This window comes from Rhizobium sp. CB2179, assembly GCF_057653455.1.
In genome coordinates this window covers 72,034-88,271 of the sequence record NZ_JBYGKR010000005.1, presented here as the reverse complement: position 1 = coordinate 88,271, position 16,238 = coordinate 72,034, and the positions used below count along the sequence as shown (strand labels likewise).

The 16,238-nt window shown below is 58.0% G+C and carries 16 protein-coding genes and 2 pseudogenes; 7 read left to right on the top strand and 11 right to left on the bottom strand.

What is annotated here, in order from left to right:
• Positions 1 to 174: 174 nt before the first annotated feature.
• The 3 genes and pseudogenes from AC244Q_RS34005 to cphA form a co-directional block, all read right to left on the bottom strand.
• Entirely contained in the window at positions 175 to 1,020 is an 846-nt protein-coding gene (locus tag AC244Q_RS34005; protein ID WP_003555390.1) for a cyanophycinase, read from the bottom strand.
• Positions 1,013 to 1,884, bottom strand: a pseudogene (locus AC244Q_RS34000) (isoaspartyl peptidase/L-asparaginase family protein). Before AC244Q_RS34000 ends, AC244Q_RS34005 begins: the two are co-directional and overlap by 8 nt.
• Positions 1,884 to 4,667 carry a cyanophycin synthetase gene (gene cphA, locus AC244Q_RS33995; protein ID WP_128407282.1) on the bottom strand — a complete coding sequence of 928 codons (2,784 nt, stop codon included), beginning with the start codon at positions 4,665 to 4,667 and terminating at the stop codon, positions 1,884 to 1,886. The pseudogene AC244Q_RS34000 and the gene cphA overlap by 1 nt, the downstream one beginning before the upstream one ends.
• 300 nt (positions 4,668 to 4,967) lie before the next feature.
• On the opposite strand from cphA, the gene AC244Q_RS33990 reads away from it, so the two are divergent.
• The 4 genes from AC244Q_RS33990 (at position 4,968) to AC244Q_RS33975 (ending at position 8,162) form a co-directional block, all read left to right on the top strand.
• On the top strand, positions 4,968 to 5,498 hold the full coding sequence (locus AC244Q_RS33990) for a hypothetical protein (RefSeq protein WP_003555386.1): 531 nt from the start codon (positions 4,968 to 4,970) through the stop codon (positions 5,496 to 5,498).
• Positions 5,499 to 5,857: 359 nt separating this feature from the next.
• On the top strand, positions 5,858 to 6,370 hold the full coding sequence (locus AC244Q_RS33985; RefSeq protein WP_128407283.1) for a ferritin-like domain-containing protein: 513 nt from the start codon (positions 5,858 to 5,860) through the stop codon (positions 6,368 to 6,370).
• 110 nt (positions 6,371 to 6,480) lie between these two features.
• The gene (locus AC244Q_RS33980; RefSeq protein WP_487764171.1) at positions 6,481 to 6,840 is read left to right on the top strand and encodes a DUF2934 domain-containing protein; all 360 of its coding nucleotides are present in this window, start codon (positions 6,481 to 6,483) and stop codon (positions 6,838 to 6,840) included.
• Positions 6,841 to 7,334: 494 nt separating this feature from the next.
• Positions 7,335 to 8,162: a manganese catalase family protein gene (locus AC244Q_RS33975; RefSeq protein WP_128407285.1), complete on the top strand. Its 828-nt coding sequence runs from the start codon at positions 7,335 to 7,337 to the stop codon at positions 8,160 to 8,162.
• Positions 8,163 to 8,725: 563 nt separating this feature from the next.
• On the opposite strand, the gene AC244Q_RS33970 is transcribed toward AC244Q_RS33975, so the two are convergent.
• The 3 genes from AC244Q_RS33970 to AC244Q_RS33960 form a co-directional block, all read right to left on the bottom strand.
• Positions 8,726 to 8,917 carry an alpha-crystallin domain-containing protein gene (locus AC244Q_RS33970; protein ID WP_245460579.1) on the bottom strand — a complete coding sequence of 64 codons (192 nt, stop codon included), beginning with the start codon at positions 8,915 to 8,917 and terminating at the stop codon, positions 8,726 to 8,728.
• Positions 8,918 to 9,242: 325 nt separating this feature from the next.
• Entirely contained in the window at positions 9,243 to 9,770 is a 528-nt protein-coding gene (locus AC244Q_RS33965; protein ID WP_128407295.1) for a NuoB/complex I 20 kDa subunit family protein, read from the bottom strand.
• Between the two features lie 458 nt (positions 9,771 to 10,228).
• Positions 10,229 to 10,468: a phospholipase D-like domain-containing protein gene (locus tag AC244Q_RS33960; RefSeq protein ID WP_128407286.1), complete on the bottom strand. Its 240-nt coding sequence runs from the start codon at positions 10,466 to 10,468 to the stop codon at positions 10,229 to 10,231.
• Positions 10,469 to 10,716: 248 nt separating this feature from the next.
• On the opposite strand from AC244Q_RS33960, the pseudogene AC244Q_RS33955 reads away from it, so the two are divergent.
• Positions 10,717 to 10,927, top strand: a pseudogene (locus AC244Q_RS33955) (hypothetical protein); the annotation flags it as partial.
• Between the two features lie 1,458 nt (positions 10,928 to 12,385).
• Here AC244Q_RS33955 and AC244Q_RS33950 read toward each other — a convergent pair.
• The 5 genes from AC244Q_RS33950 to AC244Q_RS33930 form a co-directional block, all read right to left on the bottom strand.
• Positions 12,386 to 12,610 carry a hypothetical protein gene (locus AC244Q_RS33950; RefSeq protein ID WP_245460580.1) on the bottom strand — a complete coding sequence of 75 codons (225 nt, stop codon included), beginning with the start codon at positions 12,608 to 12,610 and terminating at the stop codon, positions 12,386 to 12,388.
• 178 nt (positions 12,611 to 12,788) lie between these two features.
• Positions 12,789 to 13,142, bottom strand: coding sequence for an FAD-dependent oxidoreductase (locus AC244Q_RS33945; RefSeq protein ID WP_245460582.1), 354 nt, complete (start codon positions 13,140 to 13,142; stop codon positions 12,789 to 12,791).
• 59 nt (positions 13,143 to 13,201) lie between these two features.
• Positions 13,202 to 13,363, bottom strand: coding sequence for a hypothetical protein (locus tag AC244Q_RS33940; protein ID WP_003555379.1), 162 nt, complete (start codon positions 13,361 to 13,363; stop codon positions 13,202 to 13,204).
• The gene (locus AC244Q_RS33935; protein ID WP_128407288.1) at positions 13,356 to 13,838 is read right to left on the bottom strand and encodes a DUF2243 domain-containing protein; all 483 of its coding nucleotides are present in this window, start codon (positions 13,836 to 13,838) and stop codon (positions 13,356 to 13,358) included. The genes AC244Q_RS33940 and AC244Q_RS33935 overlap by 8 nt, the downstream gene beginning before the upstream one ends.
• Positions 13,835 to 14,095: a DUF982 domain-containing protein gene (locus AC244Q_RS33930; protein ID WP_128407289.1), complete on the bottom strand. Its 261-nt coding sequence runs from the start codon at positions 14,093 to 14,095 to the stop codon at positions 13,835 to 13,837. Before AC244Q_RS33930 ends, AC244Q_RS33935 begins: the two co-directional genes overlap by 4 nt.
• 320 nt (positions 14,096 to 14,415) lie before the next feature.
• Here AC244Q_RS33930 and AC244Q_RS33925 point away from each other — a divergent pair, with 320 nt between their 5' ends.
• Together AC244Q_RS33925 and sdhD are read left to right on the top strand one after the other, a co-directional pair.
• Positions 14,416 to 15,300 carry an MBL fold metallo-hydrolase gene (locus AC244Q_RS33925; RefSeq protein WP_128407290.1) on the top strand — a complete coding sequence of 295 codons (885 nt, stop codon included), beginning with the start codon at positions 14,416 to 14,418 and terminating at the stop codon, positions 15,298 to 15,300.
• A 430-nt stretch (positions 15,301 to 15,730) separates the two neighbouring features.
• Positions 15,731 to 16,114, top strand: coding sequence for a succinate dehydrogenase, hydrophobic membrane anchor protein (gene sdhD, locus AC244Q_RS33920; protein ID WP_128407291.1), 384 nt, complete (start codon positions 15,731 to 15,733; stop codon positions 16,112 to 16,114).
• Positions 16,115 to 16,238 lie beyond the last annotated feature (124 nt).

The window sequence follows — 16,238 nt, the reverse complement described above, 5'->3', positions numbered from 1 at the left end:
TCTACGAACCAGGCTACTGAGAAGGCTCGTCGGCAGGCGATTGACCCTTCTTTCAAGCATGCGGTGCGCGCGGCAATCCGAGATTTCCGTGACCTGTTGATGAACACGGCTGCATAAGCGCTCGGTCACATTGAAATGCTCGCGACAGCGGTTGCCATGCGCCCCCGCATACTGTTACCACCTTTTTTCAAGAGAGACTGCGACGGTCTCGCGGTCCGGCCGACGGGTCTCGAGGTTGAAGCCGTCACCGGAGCTTAGGACATGGAGTTTCAGATCATAGATCGATAGTGCCTCGTCCGGGGAAGCTTCAGCGATATTGGTATGGGTGATGTCTCCAGCGTCGACGAGGTAAACCGCTCCAGTGCCAATGACCTCGAAACGGTGACCGCGCACGACGATCGCGGTGTCCTCATCGATGCCGATACCCAAGACCCGTGGATTCTGCGATACGGCGCCGATCAACCTGCCGATCCTCCCCCTCTCGGCAAAATGCTGGTCGATGATGACGTTCGGGAGCAGACCCAGCCCGGGAGCCATGCTTAGATCACCAATCCGGAACGAGCTAGCATTTGAGCCGCGGACCAGCATTGTATCGCTCATCGCCGAAGCTCCGGCGGACGTGCCGGCGATGACGCCGCCATTTGCAAAGATTTCATGGACGTGCTCGTCGATCGGCGTGTCGCCGATGAGGCTGGTGATGCGGAGCTGATCACCGCCAGAAAAGAAAACGGCGCCGACGTCGCGAAGTCCTGCAAGCTTGTCTTCGCTCGTCGCCTGGTCCCGCTCCTCGATATAGAGCTCGGTCACATGGGGTATGCCCAAATCGCCGAACGACCGCTGGTATTTTTCGAGATATCCTTCCGGCTCGTGCGACGCGACGGTTGCCAACACGAGCTTTCCGTCTCTGACATTCTTTGCAACCTCCTTGAGAATGACGCGCTCGCCGTCATGGTCCTCATGGCCGCCGATGATGATGAGCGTGCCATCTCGACCGTTCGCAGTCTTGGTCTTCTTAAGCATTTTGCTCTTCCGATTTGCTCAAATAAACCTTTGGAGACGGCTCACCGCTGCTCGCATAGGCGACGGCAAAATGCTCGCTGTTGTGAGCCCAGCCGAACTTGCCGTCAGGCGTCACAGCAATTCCACCGGCCTCTCCTCCGATACGCTCGAGATGAGCGAGCGAGGCCTCTACCGCCTCTCGCGGCGAGAGGTCGTGAAGGGCGTACATGACCCGGGCGGCGAGCATCATCCTGGCGATATCCTCACCATCACCCGAAAATACTGCCCCGCCGATATTGTTGTCGCAGTAGAACCGCAACCTGGCTGAGGGGAATCGCCGACGCGACCGGCCGGAGTTCCCTGCAATCCACCGGTTGACACGGCAGTCGCCAAAAGTGCTTGTTCATCGAGTGCAACGCAGCCAACGGTGTCGTGACGTTTTTCGGCATCCGGTTGCTTGGCTTCATGCATAACGATGAGCGCATCCGGATCGCAGAGCCTGAGGCCGGCTTGCGCGGCGAACGCTCTTGCTCCGTCGCCTGCGATCAGCACGGGCTTATCGAATAACATTGCTTTTGCTGCCGCAACCGGATTGCGAACACCTTTCGCCGCCGCGATCGCGCCAACGTTGAAGCGTTCCCCCTCCATCATCGCCGCGCAACATTCGACTTCGCCATCTTCGTTCTGAACACTGCCGTAACCCGCATTGAAGGTCGGATCGTCTTCAAGAACGCGCACTGCCGCCTCTGCGGCGTCAATGCTCGTGCCGCCATTCCTGAGGATCGCAGCACCCGCCTCCAAAGCCTTTCTGCAGCCGGAACGGTTGGCAGCCATATCCTTCATTGCAATTGTTTTAGCTCCGCCATGGAGAATGATTGACCACATCAGAAAACCCGAATTTCTGATTGGAGTGGAATAGCGCCCTTGTATGGGAGAGGATCGAGTTCGTTGGCCGGCGGGGCAGAGACCCGCTTCCAAACACGGGCGATGTCGTCAGCGGTGACGACTATTAAGTCGTCATTTAGGGCTGAGCCCAGCGCGCGCTCGACCGCCTCGTGTTCGCGGAGCACGACCTCGAGCTTGGAAGCGTCGAAGCCCGCTTTGAGCGCGCCTTGACGAAGAATGGCAACAACCTCGCCAGCCGATCTTCCCCGCAAATCATAGTCCTCCTTCAGAATCAAGCGGTCAAAAACGCTAGCCGCAATCTCGCCCATTTCATAAATATCCTGGTCGCGTCTGTCACCGCCGATGCCGACGACGCCAATGCAGCTGCTATTCCCGGTCCTAAGCTTTCCGACCAGCCTCCCAAGGGCGCGAAGACCTCCCGGATTATGGGCATAATCCACGATTATACGGACCCCCTCGCGCTCGACCATGTTAAGACGTCCAGCCGACTGCTCGTAGGATGTTCCAAATGAACGCAACGCCTCACGGATGACGGGCAAAGGAACACCGTTGCATACGGCCATCGCTGACGCTGCCAGCGCATTCTCGACATTAAAGGCAGCCATTCCGTTCATGGTGGCGGGGATCTCGTCGACGCGGCAGATCAGCATTTTCTGTGCCTTGTCGTAGAGTATCATGTCGAACAGGCCGGAAGCCAGGTCGCATCCCAGGGCTCGGCCGCCGTGGAGAACGTGGTCCTTCAAAAAGTCCGGCCACTGCTTGGGTGCTTTCGTGGAGAAGTAGCAGATATGGCCACCGGCTTCCTCGCGCATGGCGGCGACCAGTGGGTCATCGGCGTTGAGGATGCTCCACCCATCTTCATGAACGGCTTCAACCACCACCGACTTTACAGCGGCGAGGTCTTCCACCGAATGGACACCCCGAAGGCCAAGGTGATCAGCCGTCACATTCGTCACGCAGCCTATGTCACAAGCGTTGAATGCCAGTCCCTCACGAAGCAGTCCACCGCGCGCCGTTTCGAGAACAGCGACGTCTATGGTCGGTTCGCCCAGCACAACACGCGCGCTCATTGGACCGGTGCAGTCGCCCTCCATGATACGCCGGCCGTCGATGTAGACGCCGTTGCTAGACGTCATTCCGCCTATCTGGCCATCGGCGGCGAGGATATGAGCCAGCATCCGGGTCGTTGTCGTTTTGCCGTTCGTGCCTGTCACGGCCAGTACCGGCACTCGGCTGGGCGCGCCTGGCGGATAAAGAAGATCCAAAACCGGACCTGCAACGTCACGCCGCTTGCCCTGGGAGGGATAAAGATGCATGCGAAACCCCGGTCCCGCATTGACCTCGATGATGCCCCCGCCTGTCTCAAGAACAGACTTCCTGATATCCGGCGCGACGAAGTCTATGCCGGCTATGTCAAGGCCGATAATCTGCGCCGCGCGACAGGCAATCAGCGCATTGTCCGGATGAATGTCTTCGGTGCAGTCGATGGCGGTGCCACCGGTTGACAGGTTCGCAGTTGGCAGGAGCATGACCGGTTTCCCCCTTTCCGGAACGCTAGCCAGCGTATATCCGGAACGGGCGATGTAGTGGATGAGGCATTCGTCGATCGAGATCCGGGTAAGTGCCGCCTCATGCCCCTCGCCACGGCGAGGATCTTCGTTCTCGCGGTTGATCAACTGCTCGATCGTCGCCCTGCCGTCCCCGACGACGTGGGCGGGGACACGTTTTGCAGCGGCAACGAGCCTGCCGCCGATAACAAGGATGCGGTGATCCCCGCCGACAAACTGCTGTTCCACAAGGACCAGGCTGCTATGCGCTCGCGCCTGCTCGAAACCCCACTCCACCTCGCTATGGGTCGAAAGACCGATATTGACACCTCTACCATGGTTGCCGTCCACGGGCTTGATGACGACCGGAAGGCCTATCGTCCGTGCTGCCTCGACCGCTTCTTCCGCGCTACTGACAACGGTGCCCAGCGGCGCCGGTAGGCCAGCTTCGATCAGCAGGCGATTGGTGAGTTCCTTGTCGCTGGCTATTTCCGCTGCGATCTCGGAGGTAAGGGAGCTGCAGCTTGCTCTGATGCGCTTGATGTGTTTGCCATAGCCGAGCTGGACAAGGCTGCTGTTGTCCAGTCTTCGCCAGGGGATGGAGCGCGCTTCAGCTTCACGAACGATCGATGCGGTCGTGGGGCCGAAGGCAATTTCAGAATGCATCGCGCGCAGAACGCGCAGGGCTTCAGGCATGGCAAACAGCGCAAGAGGGGACGGTGCGATCATGTCGGCGCCAGCAAGCCCCTGCAATTCGATGGGCAATAGCAAGTTGACGAGCTCTAACGCGAAGCGTCCGGCCAACAGGCCGACATCCTCATTTTCATATTCGAACATGACGTTGTAGACGCCGGGCATGTTGGTCACCGAACGGGTCTTGCCGCGGGCAACATCGGCGCCCGCCATGTTCTGCAGTTCGATGGCGACGTGCTCGGCGACATGTCCGAGCCACGTGCCCTCTTCCATCCGCAGAACCAGCCCTCCGGGTTCACCATAGCTGCAACCATGCTCGCGCAATCCGGGGACATGTTTCAGAAGGGCATCAACGAAGCCAGGCAGAAGATTTGTCGGATACTGTTCCAACTTCCCAAGGTCCAACTGGATGCGGACCATTTTGGTTCGACTGTGAAGGTTCGGGCCACGGTAGACGCCGACCTCTTGCACGCGAAGTTTCTGCGCCGGTTGCAGACCCGGCTCGATTTCCAGATTGTACATTGGGTTCCCTGGGGCTCTTGTACTCTCGCCTATTCCTTCGCCTGCGTCCTTAGACGCGGCTGCCCTCTGAAACCGTGCAGGGGGCAGCTAGTTCCAGTACGATTGCGGACGCTGCAAGTGGGAGGCTAGCTTGAACGTGATGTAAAAAGACTTTTGACTTCAGGCGATTTCGAGGCGGCGGTATCGCTCCCTCGGATATGCCCTCTTGAATAACAGGCAGCTATGTGGCCAATCACAGTTGGAACTCGCTAGCTTGCTGCCTTCCTGGAACATCCGGGGGCAGGCCTAGTTTGAAAGCCGATGACTGATGCCCGGACAGCCTTTCAAGATACGCTCGCCCAGCTCACGGCCTTAACCTACCCGTGTGACAGCGGGTTCTCGTTCCGGTTCTCCGTCGAGTATCTGAAAAGAGGTCGGATCTGCTATCAGTTTCGGGGTCGGAGCTGCAGCGGGCTCGCCGATCTCGCCGGTTACCGTATCAACATGATTGGCGGCACGATCAGCGCCTTTCCAGGGAACGCAGTAGTAACGGCTATCGATGCCTTCGAAGACAACGCCCTCATAGCTTTTTATGTGGGAGAAGAGTTCCAGACCGGCGCAATCACAACCGAGCTCTTGACAATAGTTGCGACCATGCCGGAGGTCCTCCTCGTCGAGCTCGAAACCATTCTAGCCGATGACAGGCCCGCACGTGCGTCCTTAACTCGTCTTGCCTTGGTCGGATTCGAGCAGGGCACCGCAGGATCGTCACCACGAGACAAGTCATGTCATTTGTGCGTGGATCATCTCCTTCATCCCTACTGGTGTCATGACAGATACATGTTGCTGTAGCTGCTGCTTTGCGGCTGGTTATAGATCGATGGATGGGTTCCCTCAAATCCCACTCGTCGGCCGGGCAGAAAACCGCAGCTCGCTTGGTGACGCGCCGTGCTCAACTTCGTTTCCAAGAAGCGCCGCGCGAACGTTCCCGTCATCAACACCTCCGACACAAAGGTTGCGCTGATACGCCCATTGACCCGAGCTTTTGCCTTCCCCGCTGCTCAGGATGATGAATCGCTACGACGGCCATTGCGGAAAGCAACGCCTTGGAGCGCCGCCTGCTGACGGTTAGTTCCTCCAATCTTCAAAGCTGGACAGGGGAACCGCGGGACACCCTGGAAGTTAGATCGCCTTCAACTCAGGAGAGAAACATGCCCGACGCACGACACGAAACCCTTATCGTCACAGGCCTAAAGAACGCACACGCCATGGAAAACCAAGCTCTGTCGATCATGCGTCCTCAGGTCGCTCGCATCGAAAGCTATCCCGAGGTCGCCCGCCGTCTTGAGCAGCACATCACCGAGACGGAGGGTCAGATTGGACGCATTGACGAGTTGCTAGATCAGTTCGGCGCTGACAGTTCTACGTTGAAGGACTTTGCCCTCTCCTTCTCCGGAAGCATGGCGGCGATGGGGCATACGATAGCAGGCGACGAAATCCTCAAGAACTCGTTCGCCAACTTTGCATTCGAGAATTTTGAAATCGCAGCTTATAAATCGCTCCTCATCCTTGCTGAGCTTGCCGGTCACGGAAATGTAACCTCCGCGCTCCTGGCGAACTTGAAAGAAGAACAGGCAATGGCCCAGTGGCTGGACGAGAACGTGGCTGCTGTCACTACCAGGTTCGCAAGCCTCAAGGAAGATGGGCAGACTGCCAAGGTCTAACTGCAATAGGTGTTTCCGATTAGCACGACCAGCACCGGGTCGCGTTTGCCCACTCGACGGAGGCACTGGAATGAACCTCGTCTCCCTAGGTGATCAAAGACATCGGGTGGATGCCGACAGAACGCGGGATTGACGCGGGCCAGATAAAAAGTTGGCACGAACCAATTTGTACGGACCAACGCGAGCCCGGCGTGATGTCTGATTTTCCAAGCCATTGCGAGCACAGAGGAGGCACTGGGATGGCGAACGATTCCGAAGTAGAAATCCGCCGTCGAGCTTATGACATTTGGATAAGGGAGGGCTCACCCGCTGGACGGGACCGAGAACAATGGGAGCGCGCTTCTGAAGAATTGCGCGCGGTGGCATGCCAACCGCCGGCTTTAGCGGAAATTTCCATGGAAGAGTTAGGCCAGCAGCCCGAGGCGGCGACGAGGCCATGGCGACTGCCCCAGTGCATCTCCTCGCTGTAGTTCGGGAAGCTTGCTGCGGCGCCACCGGTGTCTGTTGTCGCCCAATCCCATCACTTGGCAGCGAGAGGTTTCTCCCCCCAACGGCGATTCTTCCGATTGCGCCGTTGTGCTATCCGGTGGGCGAGCGCCTTTAACATCGTATCCTGCGTGAGATCCGTCTGCATCTGTGCAGATCGCTCGAGCTGCTTTACAAACCGGCGCACTGTCGGCATCAACGAACAATTTCCCTTTCCATTTCGGCACCTGCTGAACCCGGTCCACTCATATCCCTCTCCTACTGTGCTGGAACAGGAATGGGCATGGCGTCTGCGCGTTCCGAACGGTTCGAGAACCGCGCGGTAACGTACGGGAATTTTTCCGATGCAGCTTTGATCGTCAGCGAGATTTTGCCCGAACGACACGCCTGCAGCCTTTAACTGGTGAAATTCGTGGGTGGCATGGAACCGAAACCGCCATGAGTTGTTCGTGTGGCTTCACATCAGAGGAGAGTCTCCATGTTTTATACCGACGGTAAGCTGCAATATCCTGTCCGGGTTGAGAAGCCCGATCCCCTGTTCGCGCGCGCCTTGCAGCAGGCGATCGGCGGCGTCGAGGGCGAGATCCGCGTGGCGATGCAATATTTCTTTCAGGCATGCGGCGCTCGCGGGGACCCTAAGTTCCGCGACCTGTTGATGAACACCGCTGCGGAAGAACTCGGACATATCGAAATGCTCGCGACCGCGGTTGCCATGAACCTCGAGGGCGCGCCGCTCAAACTCAAAGAGCAAATTGCCGCCGATCCGATCGGGGGAGCCGTCCTTGGCGGCATCAACCTCAAGAACCTGCTTTCTGCCGGACTTTCGGCGATGCCCGTCGATTCCGACGGCGTGCCATTCGACATGTCGCATATCTATGCAAGCGGAAACATTGCCGCGGATATGACCGCGAACGTAACTGCCGAATCGACCGGGCGGGTGCTAGCTGTCCGCCTGTTCAACATGACGAACGATCCCGGCATGAAGGATATGTTATCCTTTCTGATCGCCCGCGATACCATGCACCAGAACCAGTGGCTAGCCGCTCTCGAGGAATTGGGCGGGACATCGGGTGTATTCCCAATCCCAAACAGCTTTCCGCAAGAGCAGGAAAAGCAGGAATTCAGCTATACCTTCCTCGGCTTTCAAGCCGACGCCAGCGATCCGGTCCCCGGCCGGTGGTCACAGGGTTCCTCTGTTGATGGAAAGGGCGAATTCACCTCCATGCCTATGACGGCAGCGCTTGGACAGAAACCGGTGCTCGGTCCGGCAAAACCGAACAGCGGTGCGCAGACGGAGCAGCTCTGAGGATGACAGACGTCGGCGATATCGCCGGCGTCTTACCCGACGTGACGACTCGCATTCGAGAAGCCCAAACGCCTACTGGTCATTGCTGGGTCCCCGCGATGAAAATAAACCAAATCGGTTTGCCAGCTCGGTAGCTTTGTCCGGTTCCCTGGACACGCTCCACCACGAGCAACCGGGCGCGGCTTGTCCCTGCTGCCGGTCCGGTTGACCGACGGTACGTAACAATCGACTGATGATGCCGAACAGCCTATATTTGGAGAAGTTATGGCTACACCGTTGGGACGAGTTCGTGGCCTTGGGTCAGCCAAAGGGGGGACGAGATCTTATGTTCGAAAGCAGGGATCTGGCAACGCGCCAGGCATTCTGACACGCCCTACCTGGTTGCCCTTGGGATATATTGCTCGGTCGCGACCGTGATGCCGCCGGGAGCTTTTGGGGCGCGCCCTCGCTGGCTTTCGTTATCCTGAGCGCCATTACATGGACATCGGGATGAGGATCATCATTGAGGACTACGTTGGACAGTCCCATGAGAAAGCTGGCCTTGCTGTTTTTGAATGCTGCGTTCAGCTGGTCGGTTGCCTACTGTGTGCGTTTGCAATCCTGATGATGATGTTCGAAACCGCCTTGATGTGGTTGGCAAGCTCAAAGCGGCGCTGGAAGCTTAGCCGAGCGACGCTACGATGTAGATATTGCACGTCGTCATCGCTGTCCGCATTGCTTCCCGCGACCACGAGCAGGTTCTGCTCCTGCGTCATCGTCAGTTCATCCTGGAAGAATCCCGCACCGCCATTTCGACGTGGCATTCATCCTCGACCGCCTTGAGGATGTCGTAGGGCGGCCCGTTGTCGAAGGTGTCGATCCCGGCTGTGCTGGTACAATTGGGACCCGCCAAGTCCAGGAGACGCCGGCGGCGGCGAGACTTGCATTCCTCCCTGCTCAGAATTCTTCCAGATCCTCGACCGCGAACTCGTTGAAAGTCGCCCAGAGCTGGAAAGCGAATGACTTCGAATTTGGAGTAGTTTCGGGTCGGCCTCGGCCGCCGCGGCAAACCGAGAGGTGCGGCAATAGGAACGGTCGTATCTATCGCTCGATCGTGCCGTTACGCCTGATTTTCTTCTGCAGGAGCAAGATGCCATAGAGCAATGCTTCAGCAGTTGGTGGGCAGCCTGGAACGTAGATATCCACGGGAACGATACGGTCGCAGCCACGCACTACGGAATAGGAGTAGTGATAGTATCCGCCGCCATTGGCACAAGAGCCCATCGAGATTACGTATCGCGGCTCGGGCATCTGATCGTAAACCTTGCGAAGCGCTGGTGCCATCTTGTTGCAGAGCGTCCCCGCAACGATCATCAAATCGGACTGCCTGGGGCTGCCGCGCGGAGCAACACCAAACCTCTCGACGTCGTAGCGCGGCATCGACATTTGCATCATCTCGATGGCGCAGCATGCAAGGCCGAACGTCATCCACATCAACGAGCCGGTTCTGGCCCAGGTGATCAACTCATCCGTACTAGTGACGAGAAAGCCTTTGTCGGCCAGTTCGGCATTGATCATGCCCATGGTAGGATCGCCGCGGGTCTGCTCACCAGGATACTGGAAGTTCATTGGGCTGCGTGGGTGATCAGATTGAGACATGAGGATCTCCATGTAGCGTTGAACTCAACAACCGAATGGTGACTGCGTTCCAAAACCCAACCGCACGGTCCAAAACCGTACCGAAACCAGTAATGACGGGGCTCTCGCGGGATCGCTCCAGGTGGAATAGCTGTCGCTAGCAGGGCGAATTCTGTCGGACGTCCATCGTTCCAGTCGCGGAAGTCGAGCTAGGGCGGATTAGCAGCGCAACGGAGATCTCGCAGATGCGATCGGCGGGTAGATTTCGCCGTCGCGATTTCAGCTATTTTGGCTGGCAGCGAGCTTGCATTCCTCGTCTTCGGAGTAGTGGACCGCACGAGAAAGAGCGCGTGAAGCCGAACCCCGCCTTCAACAGTTAAGCAGCGAAACGAGTTGCGCAAGGCAGCCACCCCGGATCATGTCCTATCGGAAAAAGGACCGGCATCTACTCAAAGCTCCCCCATCAGCTTCGATACGTTATCCCGGCCGAATGGAATGTTGCGCCCGTGGACGCGGATGTGGAGAACGACGCCAAGTGGGGCAGCGTCCAATGCCTTAAGGTAGTCGATTGCATCTTGCATTGTCGGCGTCTTTTCCTCGGTGAAAAAGCCATCCCGGACGAGTGTGATCGTGGTCGCGCACGCGCCATATATGGCCAAGGTCTCTTTCGCGCTGAAGTTATCGCTCATCTCGCCTGCTCCAGTAGGGGCAAATCCATTTCCGCCGGCGCCGGGTCAGTGCTGCTGTTGGTGGCCGCTGTCGCAGCGTCGGACTAGACTTTTCCCGGCGTGAAGAAAGCCAAATACGCCACCGCAATAATTACCGCGACGACAAAGATAGTCAGACCGAGTTTGACCATGCCTTTCGTGGCTCTTTGCTCTGTGTTGCTCATGTCCATAAAACATAGACGAAATATGGAAGTTCCGCCGCTTGGCATGCTGACCTCACCGACGAAACAAGGCCGACCAATATTTCCGGGCACCAGTAGCAGTTATCCGAACTGGCAGCCACGACATCCTGCCGAACTTTCTCGCGCGCCGCCGTCGGTTTGGATCAAAAGGCAGCCGACCTACGCAAGTAAACGTGCTCTAAGAATGCTGATGGCATTGCAGAAGCGCGCGATCCGCAAACGATCCACAGTGTGCTAGCTTGCGATGCGTTGATTTGCGTCGGGTATCGCCAAGGGCAACGGCGGCTTATTCCGGCATTCTTCGTTCCGCGGGACGCTACAGAAAACCGATGTCAGAGCTGGAGCCTTAGTTTACACCGACAAACTGGCGGTCGAAACGAAAGCTGGAGCACGCGAGCTGCGGCCACTCTTGCTTCCTCCATTCGGCCAAATTTGGCCAGCGCGGCGGCCAAAGCGCATGAGTGGCGTTGGCCAGTTTTCATCCCGAAGTCAGATCAATGGCTGCCTATCACCACCTGCCGATAAAAGCCTGATCGAGCCTTCCTCTGTACGTTGACGGACATATCCGGAACGCGGGCTCTCTTGCAGGAACCCGGTCGTGTTTTCGAGGTTGGACCATAGTAACGATGTCCTAACCCAAAGGTGATACTCATGATCATAAAGATCCTTGCAACGTCCGCGCTCGCACTCACACTCGCGACATCCGCCATCGCCCAGTCGTCGGGAAGCTCGGGAAACTCCGGGGCTGCTAACGGCGGGACCTCGGGCAATAGCTCGTCGTCTGGCGGCGCCGCATCCGGGAGCGGCAACAGCGGCGGCAATTCTACTGGCACTGGAGCCGACGCTGGCAATCCCACGGACAGCACCAGCAATTCAGGTGCCTCCGGCGGCGATCCGAATGATTGCCAGCGCGCAGCGGGAACTGGCACCGGTAATCCTGCTCCCACCAGCTCAGCGCAATCCGGTGCGGCCAACGCTTGCTGATGTCTCTCGCGACAGGAAATGCCGCTGCTCTCTCGCTAGGATCACCATAAATGCTCCTTGAAAGCGGCATTTCCACCACTTTACATCCTCGGAGGCATCATGCGCTGCCGTCCAGTTGCAAAAATTTGCATAATGCTGCTTGATTCCCTTCCGGATCAGCGTTGCCCGAACGAGTGCTTCAACGCATGTCTTAGCGGTTTGCATCGGGCAACGCGTCATTAAATCGCCCTACGTCCGGCAAGCGATTTCGCTAAATGAGCAGTAGGGCTCTATCATGATATCGGCTCTGGCTGGCGTGGCCCTCTGAAGTTCTTCGGCGATGCAGCCGGCGAGCGACCTGGTTATGAAATGATTTCAAGCGGAACCGACAGCAGTTTAGCTGCCATTGAACTTAGCGCAGGAACTTGAGGTGCATTGCTGGAGTCTCCCGCTCGAAAGGAGCCCGTCATGGCAAAACTGAAGATTCCGAAAAAGGTCGGCGCATCACGCCGCGGAACCTGCGGCTTTCGAATTGCTCGGTCGATGTCGCGCTGCGCCGGTCGGGGCGGCAAGTCGTCGACGTCATTGATCGCGGGGGGATATCAAAGTGGCCTCGACCTCATAAAGCGCTGCGATGATGGGAATAGCCTCGCCAGCGAGCCCCGCTCGCTTTGCATCAGCACACCCCGGGGCCATCGCCCGGTATGCGCCCTCAACATCGCGGATCGCGAACTTAGACTCCCTCGGGGCGAATATTAAGATTATGGTCGTACGCGATCAACTGGCCTGTTGCTAACGCCATCAGCCGCTGCGAGATGATGGTCGGCGCCGGTCTCCCCTGCCGTTTCGTCAAACGTGGTCCGGCCCCAACCAGGATCACTCGCATATCGTCGGGCTGCAAGTTTTGGAAGTCGGGGCTGATCATGAAGTGAGCGAGCTCAAAAATCGCGACCGCCATTTGGACGCCTGTGGGTCCCCCGCCAATAACTGGCGAGCAACGCCTGCTTCTCAGCCTCGCTCTTCGCCCGCTCCGCTCGCTCGAAAGCCAGAAGCAGCCGATGGCGGATCTGGCGCACCTCATGGATGCTCTTGAGGCTGGGCGCGAACGTCCGCCAAACATCGTGTCCAAAATAGTTCTAGTCAGAACCTGTCGCAAGGACGAGCTTGTTATAGGAGAGCGAGTCGCCATCGGACAGTGATACGCTACGCGAGGATGGAGCCGACACCTCAGCCATGATCTTGTTGAAGTTTTTGAGACGTGCAAGCATCTTACGAATGGGCTCGGCGATGTCGGCCAGCGACAAGGCTGCAGTGGCGATCTGATAAAGGAGCGGCTGAAAGAGATTATGGTTGCGTCGGTCAACGAGCGTGACCTTGATATCCCCAGCGGCACCGAGTTCGATTGCGCACGCGAGACCGCCGAAACCGCCGCCGATGATACACACGGCGGGAGGAGCGGCATTCTGCACCGATGGTAGCTCGATCTTCATTTACGTTCATCGAAAAAATTTTCGACTGCTTCGCCGATATCGCTTATTCAACCGACTCTTTATGTCGGGAGCCCGAGGCAGCGCAATGAAAGCAGGTCTTCCAGGGTAATCAGGGGGCCGAACAGGAGAAACGACCACACTGGTCGCGTCGCGAAGAGGAGGCCAAGACCGAAGGCCGCCCAGATCGCCGCTGTGCGGAGTTCGCGCAGCATCTCAGTCATGGAGCCGCCTCATGATCAACAACCCAACGCCTATCATCGCCCCACCCCAGGCAAGGAAACCGAGGTCCCAGAATAGCCACTGCCCGCGGGGAGCCATCTCATTGACGTGATGCAGGCCGAGGACATGGTGGTCGATGACGCCTTCGATGAGGTTGAACGCTCCGAAGCCGATGAGCATGGTGCCGACAAGATCGCCCGTCGACCAGCGGAAATGGCTGAGGCGGCCGCACCGCCACAAAATAAAAAGCCCGGCGAGCACGAAGACGTATGTACCGGAATGGAAGACGCCGTCCCAGAAGGTGTTCAGTTCGAGGTTCTCGATCGTGGCGATTGGATACCATGAGCTGAGCATATGATGCCATTGCAGAAGCTGGTGGAGGACAATTCCATCAAAGAAACCTCCGAGTCCCAAGCCCAGAAGCAGGCCAGCGGACAGAGGGAAGCTTCGCGTGGGTCGCCTCTCCAAGCCTGTCATGCGCGCAACTTGGCAGCGACCGCCGCTTCTACGAACGCTCTGCGGGCAAGCTCCGGGCTGCCGTGACTTGCAATCGCATCGACACATCGGCGCTTAGCAACTTCGTATTCGGAACCATAGCTTGATGGCCAGCGATGGAGAAGCGCCGCCAATGCCGCATCGGGGCTGTCGAGACGTTCCCGCATGCCGTTACCGATCCGGACGAAGACAGGCGATTGCCAGGTGACGCAGAAATCGGCGTCAATAATCTCATTCATGGGAGACCTCATGTATATTTTCCCCACGAACCTCTGTCGGGCTTGCGAGTTCCCGCGCTTCACGCTTAGTGCCCACCAAACGAGCGCAGAGGTGCCGCGTTGCTCATCGCTCTTCATTGACAGACGCCGGCAATCCGCCGGCGTCTGTCACAGGATATTGCAGCTTACCGTCAGTGTAGAACATGGAGCTCTCCTTCGTTGTGAAGCCCGCAAACAAGCGACAGCCGATCAGGTTCCCTCCTGTTTGCGCCTTCCGAAGAATGAGCAGAGGGAACTTCTCCCTCGTCGCGGAGTTCGTTGCGCTCACGAAGGAGATCTAGATGGTTGTTCAGCTTTCACTTGAGACCGACGATATTGCGCCGACTGCGGAAAGCGCGTCTGGAGCACGGGTCTTTGCACCTGATCTGGCATACCGCCTGATGTCGATCGTCAATGTGATTTTTCACGGCGACCCTGCAAAGGGTAATGACTGGGTGTTGATCGACACCGGTCTGCCGACGTCGAAGAATACAATCGTCGAGACGGCGGAAGCCCGGTTCGGACGAAATACACGCCCGTCTGCGATCGTCATGACGCATGCCCATTTCGACCACGCCGGCTCCCTGGAGGGGCTCGCGGAGCATTGGGACGTTCCAGTCTACGCGCATCCTCTCGAGTTTCCATATTTAAACGGACAAGCTTCTTATCCGCCGGCCGATGCCTTTGTCGGCGGTGGCGCGATGGCGCTGTTGTCACCCCTCTTTCCACGCTCCCCCGTCGATGTGGGTCGGTGGCTGAAGATGCTGCCGCCGGATCGGAGTGTACCAGCCATGCCGGGATGGAAGTGGCTGCATACGCCAGGGCACACGCCGGGTCACATCTCGTTGTGGCGTGAAAGTTACCGCACCTTGATAGCCGGCGACGCGATCGTCACGACAGGCCAGGAATCCGTCTACGAGGTCCTGACGCAAAAACCGGAGATGCACGGGCCACCGCGCTACCTGACACCCGATTGGGACGAGGCCGAACGCTCGGTCGTCATGCTGGCTAGTCTGGAACCGGAACTGGTCATCACGGGGCACGGCCAGCCGGTTCGGGGCGAACACATGCGTGCGCGTCTCCACGAGCTTGCCGCGAATTTTTCAGCAATTGCCGTGCCTGAGGGACGACCGTATGCGCTCGACCCGGCAAAGCCTGACAAGAGCGGAAACGACGCCTACCGGTAGACCGATAGTCTCACGTTGATGATCGACCAGGGGAGAAAGAAGGAATGGCAAGTCAAGATGATGTCATCGGCCGACGCGCTAATCGGATCCGGGGAGCAGCGGGCCGACCGGCCGGAAAGCAGTCTGAGCACTGTCGGGCGGCGGAGGAACGGCCCAGCGCGGGACCCTCTGAAACCTTAGCTGCACCCCCAGTCATTTCTGACCATGGTGATAGCCAGCGCGAGCTAGAGTTTGATGAGCATGCCATTGCTCATCCTGAAGACCGGCCCGACCTTCAGGTCGTTAAAACAGGGGCCGCGACCTTCGTGAGCAAGGCAGGTGAGCGAATACGGCGAAGACCTTCGGTCAAGTAAGTTCGCTTTGCTTGAAAGGTGAATTGGTTCAACAGCGAGCCGACGCAAGAGGACGCTTGCGAATTGGGAGGACCACGATGACGACACCGCTCGGACGCGTTCGGGGTTTGGGATCCGCGAAGGGAGGCACCCGGCCTTACGTTCTCAAACAAGCATCGGGTTTGGCATTGGGCATCTTGACCCCTTATTTGATCGGGATCGGGATCTATCTGCTTGGAAGAGATCGCGACTTTGTCGTTGCTTCGATCGGCAGCTTCTGGATTGGCCCCGCCCTCCTCGCCTTCATTCTTCTCAGCGCCGTCCACATGGATATCGGCATGCGGACGATCATCGAAGACTACGTCCATGGACACATGAGAAAGCTCGTCCTTCTGTTTCTGAACTCGGCCTTCACCTGGCTGGTCTGTCTACTCTGTGTCTTCGCCATCCTCAGGATGATGTTCGACGCGGCCCAGCAATAGTCTAGGTCGTGGTGAAACGTTACGCCTTCCCGCCGCTGGAATCGCCCGTACGGTTCCGCACTGTTCCCGAACGAGCGGGAACGCGTAGCTTCCATCCTCATTCTTCTTCGACCACGAGGAGAGA

Bases quoted from the DNA above. Each gene is read 5' to 3' on its own strand.
- AC244Q_RS34005 (WP_003555390.1), bottom strand. From the start codon at position 1,020: ATGCTTAAGAAGACCAAGACTGCGAACGGTCGAGATGGCACGCTCATC.
- cphA (WP_128407282.1), bottom strand. From the start codon at position 4,667: ATGTACAATCTGGAAATCGAGCCGGGTCTGCAACCGGCGCAGAAACTT.
- AC244Q_RS33990 (WP_003555386.1), top strand. From the start codon at position 4,968: ATGACTGATGCCCGGACAGCCTTTCAAGATACGCTCGCCCAGCTCACG.
- AC244Q_RS33985 (WP_128407283.1), top strand. From the start codon at position 5,858: ATGCCCGACGCACGACACGAAACCCTTATCGTCACAGGCCTAAAGAAC.
- AC244Q_RS33980 (WP_487764171.1), top strand. From the start codon at position 6,481: ATGCCGACAGAACGCGGGATTGACGCGGGCCAGATAAAAAGTTGGCAC.
- AC244Q_RS33975 (WP_128407285.1), top strand. From the start codon at position 7,335: ATGTTTTATACCGACGGTAAGCTGCAATATCCTGTCCGGGTTGAGAAG.
- AC244Q_RS33970 (WP_245460579.1), bottom strand. From the start codon at position 8,917: ATGACGCAGGAGCAGAACCTGCTCGTGGTCGCGGGAAGCAATGCGGAC.
- AC244Q_RS33965 (WP_128407295.1), bottom strand. From the start codon at position 9,770: ATGAACTTCCAGTATCCTGGTGAGCAGACCCGCGGCGATCCTACCATG.
- AC244Q_RS33960 (WP_128407286.1), bottom strand. From the start codon at position 10,468: ATGAGCGATAACTTCAGCGCGAAAGAGACCTTGGCCATATATGGCGCG.
- AC244Q_RS33950 (WP_245460580.1), bottom strand. From the start codon at position 12,610: ATGGCGGTCGCGATTTTTGAGCTCGCTCACTTCATGATCAGCCCCGAC.
- AC244Q_RS33945 (WP_245460582.1), bottom strand. From the start codon at position 13,142: ATGAAGATCGAGCTACCATCGGTGCAGAATGCCGCTCCTCCCGCCGTG.
- AC244Q_RS33940 (WP_003555379.1), bottom strand. From the start codon at position 13,363: ATGACTGAGATGCTGCGCGAACTCCGCACAGCGGCGATCTGGGCGGCC.
- AC244Q_RS33935 (WP_128407288.1), bottom strand. From the start codon at position 13,838: ATGACAGGCTTGGAGAGGCGACCCACGCGAAGCTTCCCTCTGTCCGCT.
- AC244Q_RS33930 (WP_128407289.1), bottom strand. From the start codon at position 14,095: ATGAATGAGATTATTGACGCCGATTTCTGCGTCACCTGGCAATCGCCT.
- AC244Q_RS33925 (WP_128407290.1), top strand. From the start codon at position 14,416: ATGGTTGTTCAGCTTTCACTTGAGACCGACGATATTGCGCCGACTGCG.
- sdhD (WP_128407291.1), top strand. From the start codon at position 15,731: ATGACGACACCGCTCGGACGCGTTCGGGGTTTGGGATCCGCGAAGGGA.